The sequence below is a fragment of the Ensifer sp. LC163 genome, assembly GCF_001695855.1.
In the GTDB taxonomy this organism is placed as follows: Bacteria; Pseudomonadota; Alphaproteobacteria; order Rhizobiales; family Rhizobiaceae; genus Ensifer.
The window spans coordinates 252,038-267,976 of record NZ_MBSS01000056.1 but is presented as its reverse complement, the minus strand read 5'-3'; the positions used below and the strand labels follow the sequence as shown (position 1 = coordinate 267,976).

Here is a 15,939-nt window from a genome sequence, read left to right as displayed (position 1 = left end):
GCCAGCGTCATGAACTGCGACCAGCCGAGGCTGCTCGAGCGCCAGAGCAGGCCCGACAGCGGGATGAGGATGATCAGCACCAGCCAGGACAGCGTGACGCCGAGCGCCAGACCGAACCCGGGAAGCACACTCGGCTGGCGAAACCGCCAGCGCCTGTTGTGGCCATGCGCACTCAAATCCAGCTCACCTCTTCCATGCGCCCGGTCAAACCGAAGCGGTCCCCTGATGCCCGCAATTCCCCTGCAGGCTTGTCAAAGCAATCGGCCGGATCGGATGGCCCGGCCGATTGCATCCTGTCGCAAGCAAGGCGCGGTTATTGGCCCGGCTTGTAGATCTGATCGAACAGGCCACCTTCGCCGAAGAACTTTGGCTGCGCTTCCTTCCAGCCGCCAAAGTCGTCGATCGTCACGAGCTTGACGTCACCGAAGCGGGCGACATCCTTGGGATCGGCGACCTCCGGCTTGAACGGGCGATAATAGTGCTTCGCCGCGATCTTCTGGCCGGCATCACTGTAGAGGTAACCGAGATAGGCCTCGGCGACCTTGCGCGTGCCCTTGGCATCGACATTGCCGTCGACAAGCGCGACCGGCGGCTCGGCCTTGATCGAGATCGTCGGCGTGACGATGTCGAAATTATCGGGCCCGAGTTCTTCAAGCGAAAGATAGGCTTCGTTTTCCCAGGCCAGCAACACGTCGCCAAGGCCACGCTGCACAAAGGTGGTGGTCGAGCCACGCGCACCGGTATCGAGCACCGGCACGTGCTTGAACAGCTCCGTCACGAATTCCTGTGCCTTGCCATCGTCGCCGCCGTTGGCAGCGCGTGCGTAGGCCCAGGCTGCGAGGAAGTTCCAGCGCGCGCCGCCCGACGTCTTCGGGTTCGGCGTGATCACCTGAACGTCGTCCTTGACGAGATCGCCCCAGTCCTTGATGCCTTTCGGGTTGCCCTTGCGCACCAGGAAGACGATCGTCGACGTATAGGGTGCGCTGTTGTTTTCGAACCTGGTCTTCCAGTCCGCCGGGATCTTGCCGGTTTCCTTGGCGATCGCGTCGATATCCGCCTCGAGTGCCAGGGTGACGACGTCTGCCTGCAGGCCGTCGATCACCGAGCGGGCCTGTTTGCCCGAGCCGCCATGCGATGTCTGGATCGTCACGGTTTCGCCGGTGTCCGCCTTCCACTTTTCAGCGAAGGCTGTGTTGAAGTCCTTGTAAAGTTCACGTGTCGGGTCATAGGACACGTTCAGGATCGTCGTGTCGGCAAAAGCCACACTTGCAGCGCCAAGCTGCAGGCCTCCGACGACAATTGCCAGTCCCACAATTCCGGTAATTCGTCCAAAGCCCATCTCGACCTCCATCGGTTACCAGATAAAACTATCAATTTAATCGACTGTCACAACGCAAACTGATGATGCCGGAAGTGGCTATCGGGAAAAGTCCTATCGTTATTGTGCCTTTTTCGGGAACGGTTTGCCCAATGCCGGTTTGCCCGCCGATCTTCGCTGCTCGGCGAACGGGCGGGAGAATAGCATGGCGTCTTGTCAGCCGCGCCCCAAAATTCCGCTCGGTGATTCTCCGGGGCTGCCGCTTGGCCGCGGCTTCGACAATGCGATCCACGGGAATCTGCCCCGTCAGGCGGACGGCCAGCGTTGGAAAGGTCGGCCAGACGGCGATTGCGTCAGCTAAGGCAAGCTGACTAGAGGACGTGGCCGCGCGCGACGATCGGCCAAATGGTCTTGGGCTCGTCGCCTTCGACGATATGCACGGCGTCGACCATGTTGGTGACGACGCAGGCGTGGTTGGGAATGATCCGCAACTGCTCGCCAACAGTCAGGCCGATCGGTCCGTCGCTCACCAGCCGGCCATGTTCCTCCGAGAGCTGGTCGATGCGGATGTCGTCGCGGCCGAGCACATGACCATAACCTGTCAGACCCAGAAGGTCGGCGGTCAGGACCTTGCTGCCGGCATCGATGATCGCGCGGTGTTCCGACGGCACAGAGACGACGGTGGCGAGCACGGTGAGGGCACAGTCGTCCCAGGTTGCGACGCCGCGCGAAACGAGGGAGCGATCGTTGTAGATGTAGGTGCCGGGCCGATATTCGGTCGCAACCGGCGCGCCGGCCGCATGCATCATGCTGGGCGTGCCGCCGGAGGTGATCGCAGGCACGGCGATGCCATCCGCCTCGATCAGGTGCTTGGCTTCGCTCATGAAAGCCTGGACCTTCGCCTCACCTGCGATCGGCGGATAGGTCATCAGCCCCGCAAATTCGATGCCCTTGGCATCGTTGATCCGCTTTGCCAGACGCGCGGCATCCGCGGGCGTGCCGACGCCGCAGCGGTCCGCGCCGGTATTGCATTCGACGAACACGCGCAGCGGCTTCACCTTGTCGGCGAAATGGCCGGAAAGCCCGTCGATGACCGTCTCATTGTCGGCGACGACGGCCAGCGCGATGCGCCGGTTGAGGCGTTCGAGCCGGTTAAGCTTTGGCGTGCCGAGGATGTTGTAGGTGATCAGCACGTCGTTGATCCGCTCGCTGCCGTCAACCATGGCTTCGGCTTCGGTCACCTTCTGGCAGGTGATGCCGACGGCGCCTGCCTCCAGTTGCAGCTCAGCCATCTGCGGTAGCTTGTGGGTCTTGATATGCGGCCGCACGCGGATGCCATGCGCGTCCGCGTAGCCCTGGAACGTGCGGATGTTGCGTTTGGCAATCTCGATATCCACCAGGACGGCGGGTGTTTCGATCGGCAGGGGCATCGCTCATCAATTCCTTTTATCAGGCGCGGCACACGACGAAGCTACATCATCCGCGCTTGACAAGTTATGACCATCGGCTTTTGAGACGTCAATCCGTTGTTCAGGACTATAGTCCGTTATATTGGAGCAGTAATCACACTCCCCAAATGGGAGAATGCAGGTAATCAAGGGGCTCGCGGAGGACGGGATGAGCATGTTGCTCGTGACCCACGCGATGCGGTTGGCCTATGAGGTTTCTTCGCGCGTGATCTTCATGAACCAGGGATGCATCGGTGAAGAGGGCAATCCGAGGGAAATGTTCCTGAAGTCGCAGACCGAGCGCCTGGCCGAGTTCCTGAAAACGTCGTCGTTCAATTGAGACCCGGCCACCGGTCGCAAGGCTCGGCCATGGGATGCGACGCGGAAACGCGCCTTCGCCGGTCTTGCGGCCGTTCTAGAGCAATTCCAGGAAAAGTGTGAAACGGTTTTCCGCCCGGAATTGCGTAGTTTCAAAGAGTTAGGTCATTTCGCTGTTTCAATGAAACAATGAAATGATCTAGACTCTGGACACGCAGCGAGACCGACTGAACCTTGCCCCGCATTAGCCTAGAAGCAGCGATCGCCCGGTTTCCGGGTCGAACAGATGCAATGCGCCCTCGTCGAAAGCGAATGTCCGCTCTGCATCGATCGAAAGCTGCGTGCGCGGCGGCAGGCAGGCGGTGATGCGCTGGGCGCCGATGCGCGCCGTCGTCACCAGTTCGGGGCCGGTCAATTCGACCACCTCGACGCGCGCCGTCAGTCGCAGCGCATTCGCCTCGTCCGTTGCCAGCCGCAGCGCCTCCGGGCGGATGCCGACCTTGACACGTTGGCCATTCGACACCTTGCCGTGAAAACGCGTCGGCAGGGCGATCGGAGCGTCGCCGCCTTCCACGCGCAAACCGCTGTCTGATACACCTGCCTCGAAAATGTTCATCGGCGGCGAGCCGACGAAGCCGGCGACATAGAGCGTTGCCGGGCGATCGTAGATCTCTTCCGGGGTGCCGAGCTGTTCGATGCGGCCGTTGCGCATGACGGCGATGCGCGTTGCAAGCGTCATCGCTTCGATCTGGTCGTGGGTGACATAGACCACGGTCGTCTTCAGCAATTGGTGCAGCCGCTTCAGCTCCGTGCGCATCTCCATGCGCAGCTTGGCGTCGAGGTTCGACAGCGGTTCGTCGAAAAGGAAAACCTGCGGGTTGCGCACAAGAGCGCGGCCGATGGCGACGCGCTGGCGCTGGCCGCCGGAGAGCTGGCTCGGCTTGCGCTCGAGCAGGTTTTCGATCTGCAGCAGCCTTGCCGTTTCGTTGACCGCCTTTTCCCGCTCGGGCGCTGGAACTTTACGCATTTCCAGGCCGAAGCCGATGTTGCGGGCGACGCTCATGTTCGGATAGAGCGCGTAGGACTGGAACACCATGGCGATGTCGCGATCCTTGGGGTGCACGCCGACAATCGAGCGGGTGCCGATGCGAATGTCGCCGCCGCTGGGCTCGGCAAGGCCGGCAATGATGTTGAGCAGGGTCGACTTGCCGCAGCCCGACGAGCCGAGCAGAACGAGGAATTCACCGCTTTCCAGCGCGATATCGATGCCCTTCAGCGTTTCGACTTCGCCGTAGTGCTTGTGAACGTTGCGGATCTCAAGCGCGCTCATGCGATCGTCTCCTGAAGAAAGGCGGACAAGGGTTTTCCGTAGCTGCGCGGCAGCGTCGAGATCGCCTGTGAGGCGATGGTGACGCCGGTGCGCAGGCACTCTTCCAGCGGCATCCCGGCGGCAAGGGCGGCGAGGAAGCCGGCGTTGAACACGTCGCCCGCGCCGATCGTGTCGATCACTTTGACCAGGGGCGCGGCGACGGAGACGATGTCTCCGGTCGGGCCGAGCGCCAGGGCGCCATTCGGCCCGCGCTTGACGACGACGATCGCATCTTCAGGCATGTGCGTCTTGAGCGCGCGCGCCGCTTCTGCGGCATCGGCAAGCCCGGTCAGCGTCGTCGTCTCGACCTCGTTGAAGAGCGCGAGGCGACAGCGCTTCAACCAGCCGATGGTCGCGGCACAGTTGGCATCCGTCCAGCCGTCGAGCGGCCAGCCGGTGTCGAGTGCCACGGCGATATCCCGTGCCTCGGCCCAATCGAAGAAATCGTCATAGGCCGCCGTCAGCGCATCGGTCAGGAACGAACCGGCAAGCAGCGCCAGGCCGCCACGCAGGCGCTCGCCGTCGAGCATTGCGCGGACCTCGTCGAAACTGAAGAGCGGCAGGTGCCCGCGGGTGGTGAAGAAGGTGCGCTCGCCGTCCGGGTGGGTAATGCCGACCGACAGTGTCGTGCCGACGCTTTCCACCGGCCAGGCACTTGCCCGTTCGCCAAAGGCGTCCTTCAGCCAGGTGCCGAACTGGTCGTTGCCGATGTTGGCGGCAATCGCATAGTCGACCCCGAGCGAATCCCAGGCAAGCGCGCTGTTGCCGGCACAGCCGCCGACACGCAGCTCGTCATGATCGACGATGATCTCGGTACCGGCCTTCGGCCAGGGAGCAGCCGGACCGAGGATGAGATCGACGTTGACGTTGCCGATGACGACAAGAGGACGCATGCTTCATTCGCTCCGGGTAATCTTGGTCGACCTGACCGGCGTTCCGGCATCGGCGACACGCGCCTCGGCAAAGGCGATCATGAACAATTGCGCCACCGGCAGCATCGCAAAGATCGCCGCCATGCCGGCGGCCTGTTCGAAGGAGAGGGTGGTAACGCCAGGGATCGGTGCCTCGCCGGAGGCATCGAAGAGGACGACCGGCGAGCCGGCTTCGGCTGCGGAAACCGCCATGGCGCTGACGAGACCGGCGGTCGCGTCGGCGGCGCGAAACAAAACGACACCGACCGATGGCCCGAGCATTTCCATCGGCCCATGCCGAAGCTGCCCGCCTTCGAGCGAGAAGCAGGGGATGCGGGACAGCTCGGTCAGCCCGAGCCCGATCGCTTCGGCCAATCCTTGCAGCTGGCGCCCCGAGGTGACGACAGCGCGAACACCTGCGAGCGTCGCCAGTGCTGCCGCCAGGTCAGGCGCCTGGCGGTTTTCAATCGCCAGCAGCGACGGCGACGGATCGTCGCCAAGGGCGGCAAGGATCGCGAGATGCAAAGCAAAGCTGATCGTCAGGCTGCGCGTCGCGGCAAAGGCCTTCTCCGTGCCGCCGACGCCGACCAGAGATGGGGCGTTCCGGGCCAAAAAGGAGTCGCCTTCGAGGGTCAGACCGAAGGTATCGCCGGTCGCACCATTCGTCTCGGCGAACCAGCGCAGAACCTCGGCGCTTTCTCCGGACTGGGACGTGACGAGGATCGTCTTGCCTTCGATTGCCAGCGGTTGCCCAAGCTGTTCGGACAGCGGCAGTGCGATCGCATCGATGCCGTGGGCACGGTAGAGCGGTTCGACGGCGCGGCCGACCGCATGCGAGCCACCCATCCCCAGCAGCAGCGGCCTTCCGGTCGCTTTGAGCGACGCGGCGATCCTGCCTGTGAGCGCCTGTGCGGCGTGGAACGAGGCGACGGCGTCTGAAGCCTGGCGGGCCATTTCGTGGTCGATTGCAATGAGCCCGGCCGGGCGGTTTCTGGCATCGGTCATGGTCATCCCTTGACGCCGCCGCTGGTGAGCCCGGAAATCAGGGCTTTCTGCATGATAAGACCGATCAGCACCGGGGGCAGGGCGGCCAGCACTCCGGCGGTTGCGATCAGTCCGTAATCGGAAACGCGGCCGCCGGCGAGATCGGCGATGGCGACCGTCAGGGTTTTCGCGCGCAGGTCCGAGGTGAACAGCAGCGCATAGAAGAATTCGTCCCAGGCAAGCAGGAAGGCAAAGAGCGCCGATGTCGCCATGACGGGGGCGGCGAGCGGCAAGGTGATCAGCCTGAGGATCTGATCGAGCCTGGCGCCGTCGATCATGGCAGCGCTCTCGATCTCCTTCGGAATGGAATCGAAGCCGGATTTCAACAGCCAGGTGGTGAAGGGCGCAAGGATGGTGAGATAGACGAGCCCCAGGCCGAAGACCGAATTCAACAGGCCGAGATAGGCAAGCCCCATATAGAGCGGCACGGCCAGCGCCACCGGCGGCAGCATGTAGGTCGCGATCACCGCATAGAGCGACCACGAGACTGAGGGCGTGCGCGACACAGCCCAGGCCGAGGGGATGGCGACTGCGATGGCCGCAACCGTCGCCATGCCTGCGACCTTCAGGCTGTTGAAGAGCGAAGCGACGAAGGCGGCGCCGGCGGTGTTTTCGAGTGTGCTCAGCAGCAGCCCGTAGCGTGAAAGGTCGATCTCATCGGGCCACCAGCTGAGCGGCTTTGCCGAAAGGTCGGCCGCAGACGAGATGCTCATGATGAAGAGCCACAGGACGGGTGCCAGGATGACGGCCGCCAGCAACAGGGCGCCGGCGTAGACGAAGGCGGTGAAGAGCGGGCTCTGGCGTTCCATCAGGTGGCTCCTGCAGCTTTGCGGACCAAAGCCGCATAGGCAACCGCCAGGATCGTGACGAGCAAGGTGACGATCAGCGCCAGCGAGGCGCCGGATCCTGCCCGCTGAAAGGAAAAGGCTTCCTGATAGACGAGGATCGACAGAGTGCGCGTGCTGTTGGCCGGACCGCCGCGGGTCATCACCCAGATGATGTCGAAAACCTTGAAGGCTTCGATCGTCCGCAGCACCAGCGCCACGAGCAGTGGGCCCGCGAGATAGGGCATGATGACGTAGCGGAAGCGATTGAACGGGCCGGCGCCGTCGACGAGCGAGGCGGCCGTGATGTCGCGTGGCACGGCCTGGAGTGCCGCAAGCGCGATCAGGGCAACGAGCGGAAAGTTCTTCCAACAGTCGGCAACGATCAGAGCCGTCAATGCTGAACCGGGTTCGCCGAGCCAGGAGCGATAGCTGTCGATCAGCCCGATCTGCGTCAGGGCCGCGTTGAGCGCGCCATATTCCGGATTGTAGATCAGCCGCCACAGCGTGGCGTTGACGACCGTCGGCAAGGCCCAGGGCAGGATCATCAATGCGCGCAGCGCCGTGCGACCGCGGAACTGCTGGTTGAGCAGCAGCGCCGCCAGCACGCCGATCACCATTTCGGCGGTCACGGAGACAACCGCGAACCAGGTGGTGGTGACCAATGCCCGCTGGAAATTCGAACCGCCGAGAACCTTGGCATAGTTGTCGAGGCCGACGAAACTGCCTTCGGTGCCGACGAGTTTTGCGTCGGTGAACGAAAGCCTGACGGTGTCGACCAGCGGCCAGCCGATGACAGCGATCATGACTACGAGCAGCGGCAGCATCAAAAGCCACGCGCGCGTTGTTATCCAGGTACCGGACATGGGATGGGAACCTTTTGGGCCATCTACAGCGCCGCGCGTCAGATATGACGCGCGGCGCTGTAGCGCTTTAAACCTGCCGCATAATTTTCTCCTTAAATCGATTCCGATTTAAGGAATTATGCCGTAGGCCATCATGCTATTGCCGGCGAAACCGTTCCGGCAAGTCCCGGGCGGCAGTGCCACCCGGGAGGTCGAAGCCGAAGCGATCAGAGTCCGCTGTTTTCTGCGGCGGTCTTGAGCGCATCCTCGGCGGATGCTTGGCCAAGCAACGCTTCCTGGATCGCCTGCTGCAGGGCTGTCGAAAGCTCCTGGTATTTCGGCGTCGTCGGGCGCGGATACATGGCTGCAAGACCGAGCTTGGCAGCGGCAATCAGCTCTTCCTGGCCCTTGGTGACGGTGGCATCTTCATAGGAAGAGGCCCAGATCGGCAGGCTCAGCTTGGCATAGGCGTTCTGCGTCTGCTGCGAGGTCATGTGGACGATATACTTCCACGCCTCGTCCGGGTGCTTGCTGGTCGAGGTAACGCCGAGACCCATCGAGCCGTTGACGGCCGAAACCTCGCTCTTGCCTGCGACACCCGGTGCCGGCACGACGCCGACCTTGCCGGCGACCTTGCTTTCCTTCGGGTCGTTGGCGAGGTTGTACATGTAGGTCCAGTTGAGCGCGAAGGCGGCTTCACCGTTCTGGAAGACCTTGCGAACGTCTTCCTCAAGGAATTCCTTCGAGTTCGGATTGGTCAGGCCGGACGAATAGCTCGTCACCATGTAGTTGAGCGCGTCGAGACCGCCGCCCGAGGTAAACGCCGGCTTGCCGCCGTCGATGAACTTGCCGCCATAGGCGCTGACAAGCGTTGTGTAGTCGCAGATCGCGGCTTCGGCTTGCGACCAGCTCCAGGCGATCGGCGCTGCGACCAGCCCCTTGTCCTTGATGACCTTTGCCTGTTCGGCCAATTCGTCCCAGGTCTTCGGCGGCGCCTTGATGCCGGCTTTCTCAAGGATTTCCTTGTTATAGAACAGGTATTTGGTGTCGAGGATCCACGGCATGCCGTAGCGCTTGGCGTCATATTCGACCGTCGTCCAGGCGCCCGGCAGAATGCCTGATTTCATTTCGTCGGTGATGCGGTCAGAGACGTCGACCAGCACCTTGTTGGCGGCGTATTCCGCCGGCCAGATCACGTCGAAGAGCACGACGTCGTAGCCGCCGCCGGAGCCCTGCGCCAGCACGGTCTTGTCGTGCAGGCCTTCATAGGGAACGAATTCGAGATTGACCTTCACGTCCGGGTTGGCCTTGGTGAAGGCCTCGGTCATGGCGCGGACATCGGCCTCGCTATAGGCCGCCTGCGCCATGAACAGCGCACTGAGCGTGGTTTCGGCATAGGCGTGGCCGGCAAAGGACAAGCCGAGCAAGGTCGCGCTGAGCAACGTGGTCTTAATGGATTTCAACATTCCTGCCTCCAATAACTGAGTGGTTCAGTTTTCCCGGCACACCTCCCCGGTGGGCCGAATATGAGAAATCCGCCCGCTTGCGGACGGCCGTCGACATATCTATCGGAGCGCTCGTAACGGCCTGCGGCCGCCACCGTCGTTCCCCCGGAGCTCGTTGCGGCTCCCAATTAAGTCAATTGTCTTGACTTATTTCTTGTTCAATATTCTAACAGTGTCAAGTGGGGTTTTGGAGATGAATGATTTACGGCCGATCCGGGCCAAGAGCGGCACCAATCAGGAAGGGGCGAGCGCCCACAACCGTCGCGTCATGATCGATGCGCTGCGGTTGAACGGGCAACTGTCCCGCGCCGACCTTGCCCGCGCCACGGCGCTGACGAAGCAGACGGTTTCAAACATCATCGACGAGCTGGAGCGCGACGGGCTCGTCCAGTCGCTGGCAGCCGTTCGCAACGGCCGGGGACAGCCGTCGACGCCCTATCGCCTGGTTGCCGAAGGTGCCTTTGCCATCGGCCTGCAGATCGATCGTCACGTCACCCGCACCATCGCAGTCGATCTGGTGGGCACGGTCCTTGCGCGTGGGGAGGCCAACCTTCCTGCCGGCGGACCGGCGACCGGCGTCGAGACCATTCTCGACCTGATCGAAAAGACCCGACGCGACCTTGCGTCGATCGCGCCGCAATCGGAGGATCGCCTTGTTGGCCTCGGTGCGGCGATGCCCGGTCCCTTCGGCATCGAAGCCGAGGACGACGACCCCTGGATGATGGCGGCCTGGCAGAATTTTCCGCTGCTCGAAACGCTTGCCGCCGGCACCGGCCTCGACGTTGGTCTGCAGAACGATTCCGCGGCCGCAGCCACGGCCGAGCGTTTGGTCGGCGCCGCGCATGGCGTCGATCACGCGATCTGCATCTATCTCGGCTACGGCCTCGGCGCCGGGCTGATCCTCAACGGCGAGCTTTATCGCGGCGCCAACGGCAATGCCGGCGAGATCGGCATGATCCTCAGCCGGCCGCGCGGTGTTGCCGAGCATGAGCGCACGCCGCTCGAACACCGCGCGTCGATCGCTTCATTGTGCAAGTTGCTCGAACTCGATCCGGCCGACCCGAAGCTCTATGCCCGCATCGATGCGGCGGTGGCCGGCGAGCATGCCCGGTTGGCCGGTTGGCTGGATGCGGCGGTTTACGAGTTGCGTGCGGCCGTCCAGGCGCTCGAAACCATCTTCGACCCGCAGACGGTGATCCTTTGCGGCGGACTTCCGCCTGGCTTGGCGCAGTTGATCACGAATGCGATGCAGCCGCTGCTGCCTTCCCTCGCCGATCGCCGCGATCGCAGCCTGCCGCGCCTGCAGATCGGCTTTACCGATCCCTGGGCGGTCGCGATCGGCGCTGCCGCCGAGCCGATCAGCCGCACTTTCGACCCGCGCTTTTCCGCGATCCTGAAGATCCGTACAGCCGACCTTTCCTGACGGTGCCGTCAGCGCCGTGTGCGGGCACAATCACGTCCCCGGTTCGTCTAGGCGAGCAAGTTCGGCATATTCGGCCGCGAGGAAGTCGAGCAATGCCCTCACCGAGGGAAGCAGTCCGCGCCGGGATGGAAAAGCGGCGTGAATGATTCCGGCCCGGGGCGCCCAGTCGGGCAGCACGTCGACCAGTGTTCCATCCTTCAGGTCCTGCCGCACGACCATTGCAGGCAGTTGCGTGACGCCGACGCCTTTCAGGGCGGCAAGGCGCAGGGCCACCATGTCTTCGGTAACGAGCCGCGGACTATGGCGCACGATGGCATTGGCGCCGTTCGGCCCGTCCAGGCACCATTCATGCTCCTGCCTGTTCGAATTCCATGCAAGGCTCGGAAGGGCCGTGAGATCGGCCGGCGTCAGCGGCCGTGTGTCATGACCGAGCAGTCGGGGGCTGGCGACCAGACGTTGTGCGCTTTCGGCCAGCCTCTTGACCACGAGATCGCTCTCCTCAAGCGGAGGGAAACGGACGCGAATGGCCACGTCTATGCCTTCGCGCAGCACGTCTACCTGTCTGTTGGTGCTTTCGAGCACCACCTCGACCTTCGGGCAGCCGGCCATGAAGCGGGCAATCATCTCCCCGACCTGGAAATAGAGGACCGAGGAGGGACAGCTGACATGCACGATGCCCTGCGGCTCGGAGCGCGTGCGGTCGATCACTTCCTGCGCTGCTTCCGCCTCAACCAGCATTGCCACGCAATGGCGGTAATACTCCCTGCCGATCTCTGTCACGACAAAGTGGCGCGTCGAACGCTGGACAAGGCGGACACCGAGCCGCTCTTCCAGCATGCCGATGCGACGGCTCAGCCGCGAACGCGGCATGTTGAGCTTGCGCGCGGCAGCGGCGAAGCCGTTCTGCTCGACGACATCGACGAAAAGCTTAAGGTCGTTCAAGTCCTGCATCGTGAATTATTGTCCTATTGATAGGACACTATAGTCCCATTTGGCTGTCTACCGCCAGGTTTGTCGCGGGAATATGTTCCTCTCAACGTCATCGCTTGCAAGGCGATGCACAAGGAGAAACAGACATGCGCAAGATACTCGGCATCTTTGGAAACCCCCGGCCACATTGGGTCGGCGATGGCTTTCCGGTCCGCTCGCTGCTTTCCCATGACAGCGTCGGCGAACATGCAAGCCCGTTCCTGCTGCTCGACTATGCCGGTCCGACGGAGTTCGCACCGGCCAGCCGCCCGCGTGGTGTAGGCGTGCATCCGCATCGTGGCTTCGAGACGGTCACCATCGTCTACAGGGGAGAAGTGGACCACCGCGACTCCGCCGGCAATGGCGGCCATATCGGCCCGGGCGACGTTCAATGGATGACGGCCGCCGGCGGCATCCTGCACGAGGAACATCACTCCGAGGCATTCACCAAACAGGGCGGGACGCTGGAAATGGTCCAGCTCTGGGTCAACCTGCCGGCGCGCGCCAAGTCCACAAAGCCGGGATATCAGACCCTGCTCAACCGCGACATTCCCACAGTGGCGCTGCCGGAGGGTGCCGGCTCGCTGCGGGTCATCGCCGGAGAGTTCAACGGTCGCACCGGACCGGCGCAGACGTTTACGCCGATCAATCTCTGGGATCTTCGCCTGAAGCAGGGTGGTTCGCTCGCGCTCGATCTGCCCGAGGGCCATTCGGTCGGCCTGGCCGTGTTGCATGGCACCGTGCTCGTCAACGGCAGCGACCTGATCGGCGAAGCCCAGTTCGGGCTCATCGGCCGCGAAGGCGGTGCCATTACGCTCGACGCCAGCTCCGATGCGACCGTGCTCGTCCTCAGCGGCGAGCCGATCGACGAGCCGGTGGTCATGCATGGCCCCTTCGTGATGAACACCGCCGACGAAATCCGCCAGGCTTTCGCCGATTTCCAGAACGGCAGCTTCGGTGCCGTCTCGGCACCGGCACTTTGAGTTCTCGGGGGCTCGTTTCCTTCGCGCCGAGCCCCAACCTGGCCACGATCGGCCCGAGCGCGCGGAGATCAATCGCAAACAGGAGACAAACATGAGCACGCCCAACACAATCGCAAACTTCAACGGCGCCCGTCCGGTCATCGATCCGGATGATGCGGTCATGCTTCTGATCGACCATCAGAGCGGCCTGTTCCAGACCGTCAACGACATGCCGATGCCGAAGCTGCGCGCCCATGCGGCAGCGCTTGCCAGCATGGCAACGCTGACCAAGATGCCGGTCATCACCACGGCATCGGTGCCGCAGGGACCGAACGGCCCGCTGATCCCGGAAATTCATGCGAACGCACCGCACGCCGAGTATGTCGCCCGTCGCGGGGAGATCAACGCCTGGGACAATCCGGACTTCGTGGCGGCCGTCAAGGCGACGGGCCGCAAGACGCTGATCATCGCCGGCACCATCACCAGCGTTTGCATGGCGTTTCCGGCCATCAGCGCCGCGCATGAGGGCTACAAGGTCTTCGCCGTCATCGACGCGTCGGGCACCTACTCGAAAATGGCGCAGGAGATCACGCTTGCCCGTGTCGTTCAGGCGGGCGTTGTGCCGATGGACACGGCTGCTGTCGCCTCCGAACTGCAGCGGACCTGGCACCGTGACGACGCGCAGCAATGGGCCGAGATCTACACCAAGATCTTCCCGGAGTATCAGTTGCTGATCGAAAGCTACCTGAAGGCGCAACAGGTCGAGAAAGATCACGAGCAGCTGGATTCGACCCGCGGCTGAACCAGTATATCGCATAAAAACAATGGTTTACAGCGTGGATAGCGGAGCCTAGAGATCGCGGCGTGCTTTAGCAAGTCTTCAAATCGGCGTCGCCGGCAGGGGAGCCCTGCCGGCGGCCTTGCCGTTATTTCAGGTCGATCTGCAGCACGGTCTGCAACAGAACCCCGGCACCGCGCGCGCATTCCTCCGGCGAGGAGTATTCGGCCTCGTTGTGCGACAACCCGTCCTTGGAAGGCACGAAGATCATCGCCGTCGGGCAGATGCCGGCGATGTGCGCGGCATCGTGACCGGCACCGGAGACGACCTCGGTCGTGGAATAGCCGAGCGCCTCGGCGCTGGCGCGCACCGCATCGACGATGGCGGGATCGAAGACCACCGGTTGCTTGGACCAGATGTGAGTGAGCGCGATCTTGGCATCGATCGCGCCGACGATCTGCTCCAAGGCCGCCTGCATCAGGTCAAGCCCTTCTTCCGATGGGTGGCGCATATCGATCTGCAATTGCACCGCGCCGGGCACGACATTGCGCGAATTGGGGCCGACCGCGACAAAGCCTGTTGTGCCGACGCCGGGGAGATGTCGGTGCGCGATATCGCGCACGGCAAGCACGATCTGAGAGGCCGCGACCAACGCGTCATTGCGCTGCGCCATCGGTGTGCTGCCCGCATGGGCTTCCGTCCCCGTGATTGCGACATCGAACCACCGTACACCCTGCACGCCGGTGACGATGCCGATCTGCGTTGCCGCCGCCTCCAGCAGCGGACCCTGCTCGATGTGGAGCTCGACATAGGCGGCAAAACCGACTTGCCCGACAGGAGTTTCGCCGCGATAGCCGATGGTTTCGAGCGCCGTTTGCACGCTCGTTCCATCCTGGTCCAGCACGGCATCGATCGCTTCCAGGCGCGATGCGCCGGCGAAGACGCCGGAACCCATCATTGCCGGCGAGAAGCGCGAACCTTCCTCGTTCGTCCAGTTGACGACCGTGAGGTTGTGCCGCAACACCGTTGCGGTCTCTTTCAGCGTGCGGATCAGTTCAAGCCCGGCGAGAACCCCCAGGATACCGTCGAACCTGCCGCCCTGCGGCTGGGTATCGAGATGGCTGCCGACGGCGATCGGCGACAGCGACGGGTCTTCGCCGGGGTAGGTGGCGAAGATATTGCCGATCCGGTCGACTTCGATCATGCAGCCAAGCGAACGGCATTCTGCGACGAACCAGTCGCGGACTTGGCGGTCTTCCTCCGTCAGCGTCAACCGGGTGACACCACCCTTGTCGGTGCCGCCGAAGCGCGCCGTGGAAACGATATCCGCCCACAGCCGGTCGCCGTCGATCTCAGGCATGTTGGTGCCCGTGGCCGGCGTGCTGCGCGCGTGTCCGGCCGCGGTCATTTCTGCTCTCCGGCGTCCGCATTCAAGCGGTAGCGGAAATCGCAATGGGATGCGCCCTGCATCACCGTTTGCGTGCGCTCAAGCGTGATGCGCGGATCGTAGCCGGTGCAGAACACGCCGTCGCGGTTGCAGGAAAGCAGATGCCCGATATGGCCGAGCCCCATCTCGCGATAAGTCTCGGCGTATCGACAGCGTTTGACGTTGTAGTGGAATTCGTCGTCGGTCGCCTTGGTCACCTCGATCGTCAGGGCATCGTCCTGCGTCCAGAGATCCTGCAACTCCTGGAACGTCCGAAGATTGGTGCCGCCGGGCGTCTTGGCGGCAAATGCCTTGCCGGCCTCGATGGCGGCTTGGCTGACGGCCTTGTCGATGATCGCCTGGGCGCGCTCCTCGCCGATCTCTTCGCGCATTGCTTCATAGATCGGCGCGATGATCCCGGCCTCGATGCGCCGTCGTGCGAGAATGCCCAACTCGCCTTCCATCGCCGCTCGCGAAGTCGCCGCGCTTGCTGTCTTGTCCTGCTCCGTCATGAAGATACCCTGCCTCCCTGCCCAACAGATGATTGGATCGATTGAGATACAGGATACACCGCGAGCGAGGCCGCTGTGTTGCAGATCCGTGCCATTCGCAAAGGCAGCTGCGCAAATATTTCGCGCCGCTTGGCATTTTCCGCGGAATTATTCTTGGCTCGTGGGGGCTCTACGAACGGTTTGCGCCCGTCTGGCGAAAACCGTTGCGCTCAAATCAGCGACATCAAGCGATCCGTTATCGTTCGCTGCTCGAAACAAACCATCGATAATAAGCGTTGGCCGGTTCG

General features: G+C 63.0%; 14 protein-coding genes and 2 pseudogenes. 4 read left to right on the top strand and 12 right to left on the bottom strand.

From position 1 onward, the window contains the following. From BC360_RS27515 to BC360_RS27505, 3 genes and pseudogenes are all read right to left on the bottom strand, one after another. Positions 1-176: pseudogene (locus BC360_RS27515) on the bottom strand (molybdate ABC transporter permease subunit); the annotation flags it as partial. Positions 177-313: 137 nt separating this feature from the next. Next, positions 314-1,351 (bottom strand): sulfate ABC transporter substrate-binding protein, encoded by a 1,038-nt coding sequence (locus tag BC360_RS27510; RefSeq protein ID WP_413813788.1) that lies wholly within the window; start codon positions 1,349-1,351, stop codon positions 314-316. Positions 1,352-1,689: 338 nt separating this feature from the next. Continuing rightward, on the bottom strand, positions 1,690-2,748 hold the full coding sequence (locus BC360_RS27505; RefSeq protein WP_065797568.1) for a D-TA family PLP-dependent enzyme: 1,059 nt from the start codon (positions 2,746-2,748) through the stop codon (positions 1,690-1,692). A gap of 145 nt (positions 2,749-2,893) precedes the next feature. Here BC360_RS27505 and BC360_RS31125 point away from each other — a divergent pair. Then, positions 2,894-3,106 (top strand): annotated as a pseudogene (locus BC360_RS31125) (amino acid ABC transporter ATP-binding protein); the annotation flags it as partial. A 222-nt stretch (positions 3,107-3,328) separates the two neighbouring features. On the opposite strand, the gene BC360_RS27500 reads toward BC360_RS31125, so the two are convergent. The 6 genes from BC360_RS27500 to BC360_RS27475 form a co-directional block, all read right to left on the bottom strand. Continuing rightward, positions 3,329-4,414, bottom strand: coding sequence for an ABC transporter ATP-binding protein (locus tag BC360_RS27500; protein ID WP_065797567.1), 1,086 nt, complete (start codon positions 4,412-4,414; stop codon positions 3,329-3,331). Continuing rightward, on the bottom strand, positions 4,411-5,346 hold the full coding sequence (locus tag BC360_RS27495; RefSeq protein ID WP_065797566.1) for a PfkB family carbohydrate kinase: 936 nt from the start codon (positions 5,344-5,346) through the stop codon (positions 4,411-4,413). Before BC360_RS27495 ends, BC360_RS27500 begins: the two co-directional genes overlap by 4 nt. A 3-nt stretch (positions 5,347-5,349) precedes the next feature. After that, positions 5,350-6,375 (bottom strand): SIS domain-containing protein, encoded by a 1,026-nt coding sequence (locus BC360_RS27490; RefSeq protein WP_065797565.1) that lies wholly within the window; start codon positions 6,373-6,375, stop codon positions 5,350-5,352. Further along, entirely contained in the window at positions 6,372-7,217 is an 846-nt protein-coding gene (locus tag BC360_RS27485; protein WP_065797564.1) for a carbohydrate ABC transporter permease, read from the bottom strand. Before BC360_RS27485 ends, BC360_RS27490 begins: the two co-directional genes overlap by 4 nt. Next, positions 7,217-8,098, bottom strand: coding sequence for a carbohydrate ABC transporter permease (locus BC360_RS27480; RefSeq protein WP_065784207.1), 882 nt, complete (start codon positions 8,096-8,098; stop codon positions 7,217-7,219). Before BC360_RS27480 ends, BC360_RS27485 begins: the two co-directional genes overlap by 1 nt. Before the next feature lie 206 nt (positions 8,099-8,304). Beyond that, positions 8,305-9,543 carry an extracellular solute-binding protein gene (locus tag BC360_RS27475; RefSeq protein WP_065797563.1) on the bottom strand — a complete coding sequence of 413 codons (1,239 nt, stop codon included), beginning with the start codon at positions 9,541-9,543 and terminating at the stop codon, positions 8,305-8,307. Between the two features lie 232 nt (positions 9,544-9,775). On the opposite strand from BC360_RS27475, the gene BC360_RS27470 reads away from it, so the two are divergent. Further along, entirely contained in the window at positions 9,776-11,005 is a 1,230-nt protein-coding gene (locus BC360_RS27470; RefSeq protein WP_065797562.1) for an ROK family transcriptional regulator, read from the top strand. Positions 11,006-11,035: 30 nt separating this feature from the next. Here BC360_RS27470 and BC360_RS27465 read toward each other — a convergent pair whose 3' ends face one another. Continuing rightward, positions 11,036-11,956: a LysR family transcriptional regulator gene (locus BC360_RS27465; RefSeq protein WP_065784210.1), complete on the bottom strand. Its 921-nt coding sequence runs from the start codon at positions 11,954-11,956 to the stop codon at positions 11,036-11,038. A gap of 125 nt (positions 11,957-12,081) precedes the next feature. Between BC360_RS27465 and BC360_RS27460 the strand changes: the two genes are divergently transcribed. Next, positions 12,082-12,957: a pirin family protein gene (locus tag BC360_RS27460; RefSeq protein ID WP_065797561.1), complete on the top strand. Its 876-nt coding sequence runs from the start codon at positions 12,082-12,084 to the stop codon at positions 12,955-12,957. A gap of 91 nt (positions 12,958-13,048) precedes the next feature. Then, positions 13,049-13,738: an isochorismatase family protein gene (locus BC360_RS27455; protein WP_065797560.1), complete on the top strand. Its 690-nt coding sequence runs from the start codon at positions 13,049-13,051 to the stop codon at positions 13,736-13,738. A 124-nt stretch (positions 13,739-13,862) separates the two neighbouring features. Here BC360_RS27455 and BC360_RS27450 read toward each other — a convergent pair whose 3' ends face one another. Both BC360_RS27450 and BC360_RS27445 read right to left on the bottom strand, forming a co-directional pair. Further along, entirely contained in the window at positions 13,863-15,122 is a 1,260-nt protein-coding gene (locus BC360_RS27450) for a M20 family metallo-hydrolase (RefSeq protein WP_065797559.1), read from the bottom strand. Continuing rightward, positions 15,119-15,652 carry an L-2-amino-thiazoline-4-carboxylic acid hydrolase gene (locus BC360_RS27445; RefSeq protein ID WP_065797558.1) on the bottom strand — a complete coding sequence of 178 codons (534 nt, stop codon included), beginning with the start codon at positions 15,650-15,652 and terminating at the stop codon, positions 15,119-15,121. Before BC360_RS27445 ends, BC360_RS27450 begins: the two co-directional genes overlap by 4 nt. Between the last annotated feature and the right edge of the window lie 287 nt (positions 15,653-15,939).

What these genes read in the sequence shown, in the direction of transcription:
- BC360_RS27485 (WP_065797564.1), bottom strand. Translation starts at nt 7,217, where the DNA reads ATGGAACGCCAGAGCCCGCTCTTCACCGCCTTCGTCTACGCCGGCGCC.
- BC360_RS27505 (WP_065797568.1), bottom strand. Translation starts at nt 2,748, where the DNA reads ATGCCCCTGCCGATCGAAACACCCGCCGTCCTGGTGGATATCGAGATT.
- BC360_RS27475 (WP_065797563.1), bottom strand. Translation starts at nt 9,543, where the DNA reads ATGTTGAAATCCATTAAGACCACGTTGCTCAGCGCGACCTTGCTCGGC.
- BC360_RS27490 (WP_065797565.1), bottom strand. Translation starts at nt 6,375, where the DNA reads ATGACCATGACCGATGCCAGAAACCGCCCGGCCGGGCTCATTGCAATC.
- BC360_RS27480 (WP_065784207.1), bottom strand. Translation starts at nt 8,098, where the DNA reads ATGTCCGGTACCTGGATAACAACGCGCGCGTGGCTTTTGATGCTGCCG.
- BC360_RS27500 (WP_065797567.1), bottom strand. Translation starts at nt 4,414, where the DNA reads ATGAGCGCGCTTGAGATCCGCAACGTTCACAAGCACTACGGCGAAGTC.
- BC360_RS27510 (WP_413813788.1), bottom strand. Translation starts at nt 1,351, where the DNA reads ATGGAGGTCGAGATGGGCTTTGGACGAATTACCGGAATTGTGGGACTG.
- BC360_RS27460 (WP_065797561.1), top strand. Translation starts at nt 12,082, where the DNA reads ATGCGCAAGATACTCGGCATCTTTGGAAACCCCCGGCCACATTGGGTC.
- BC360_RS27495 (WP_065797566.1), bottom strand. Translation starts at nt 5,346, where the DNA reads ATGCGTCCTCTTGTCGTCATCGGCAACGTCAACGTCGATCTCATCCTC.
- BC360_RS27445 (WP_065797558.1), bottom strand. Translation starts at nt 15,652, where the DNA reads ATGACGGAGCAGGACAAGACAGCAAGCGCGGCGACTTCGCGAGCGGCG.
- BC360_RS27470 (WP_065797562.1), top strand. Translation starts at nt 9,776, where the DNA reads ATGAATGATTTACGGCCGATCCGGGCCAAGAGCGGCACCAATCAGGAA.
- BC360_RS27450 (WP_065797559.1), bottom strand. Translation starts at nt 15,122, where the DNA reads ATGACCGCGGCCGGACACGCGCGCAGCACGCCGGCCACGGGCACCAAC.
- BC360_RS27455 (WP_065797560.1), top strand. Translation starts at nt 13,049, where the DNA reads ATGAGCACGCCCAACACAATCGCAAACTTCAACGGCGCCCGTCCGGTC.
- BC360_RS27465 (WP_065784210.1), bottom strand. Translation starts at nt 11,956, where the DNA reads ATGCAGGACTTGAACGACCTTAAGCTTTTCGTCGATGTCGTCGAGCAG.